This is a genomic window from Sphaerisporangium sp. NPDC049002 (assembly GCF_040649355.1).
Taxonomy (GTDB): domain Bacteria; phylum Actinomycetota; class Actinomycetes; order Streptosporangiales; family Streptosporangiaceae; genus Sphaerisporangium.
The window spans coordinates 1-1,051 of the sequence record NZ_JBEZFH010000476.1 but is presented as its reverse complement, the minus strand read 5'-3'; the positions used below and the strand labels follow the sequence as shown (position 1 = coordinate 1,051).

General features: G+C 67.3%; 1 pseudogene. It reads left to right on the top strand.

Annotated elements, in window-relative coordinates:
• A pseudogene (locus tag AB0B89_RS36630) lies at positions 1–1,051 on the top strand (DNA polymerase III subunit alpha); the annotation flags it as partial.

The following is a 1,051-nucleotide window of genomic DNA, read 5'->3' as shown; positions in this document are numbered from 1 at the left end:
GCTGATCGCCTCGCGGGTGCAGGCGTACGACGAGGTGTTCGCCTCCCGAGACCTGATGCCGGCGTTCGCGGTGCCGAAGGGGCACACGCAGGCGACGTGGCTGCGCGAGCAGACCGCCAGGGGTCTGCGGTTCCGGTTCGGGGACTCGCCGTCCCGCGAGGTGCTGGAGCGCCTGGACTACGAACTGCGCGTGATCGAGCAGATGGAATTCCCGGCCTACTTCCTCGTCGTCGCGGACATCTGCCGATTCGCGAGAGAGCACGGCATTGCGGTCGGCCCCGGCCGAGGATCGGCGACCGGTTCCATGGTGTCGTACGTGTTGAGGATCACCGAGCTGGACCCGATCGAGCACGGCCTCATGTTCGAGCGGTTCCTCAACCCCGACCGTGTGAGCATGCCTGACATCGACTTGGACTTCGACGAGCGCAGGCGCGGGGAAGTGATCCAGTACGTCACCGAGACCTACGGTGAGGAACACTGCTCGCAGATTCTGACGCTGAACACCATCAAGGCGAAGGCCGCGGTGCGGGACGCCTGCCGGGTGCTGGACATGCCGTTCGCGCTGGGCGACCTCATCGCGAAGGCGTTCCCGCCGGCGAAGATGGGCGTGGAGATCCCTCTGGCGGCCATCTTCGACGCGGCCGAGGAACGCTACGGTGAGGCCGGCGCGCTGCGGGAGTTGTACCAGGGCAACCCGGATGCCCGTCAGGTCATCGACACCGCGCGCGGCTTGGAGAACATCGCCCGGGGCACCGGCGTGCACCCCGCGGGGGTCATCGTCAGCGCCGAACCACTGATCGACGTGCTGCCGCTGATGCGGCGCGGCAGCGACGGAGCCGTGATCGGCGGATTCAGTTGCGATCAGGTCGAGGCCATGGGCCTGTTGAAGATGGACTTCCTGGGCTCGCGGAACCTGACGATCATCGGTGATGCCATCACCGGCATCCGGGAGCGGCTGGGCGTCAGCATCGACCTGGACCAGGTGCCGCTGGACGACGCCGCCACCTACGAGATGCTCGCCCGGGGTGACACCCTGGGCATGTTCCAGCTC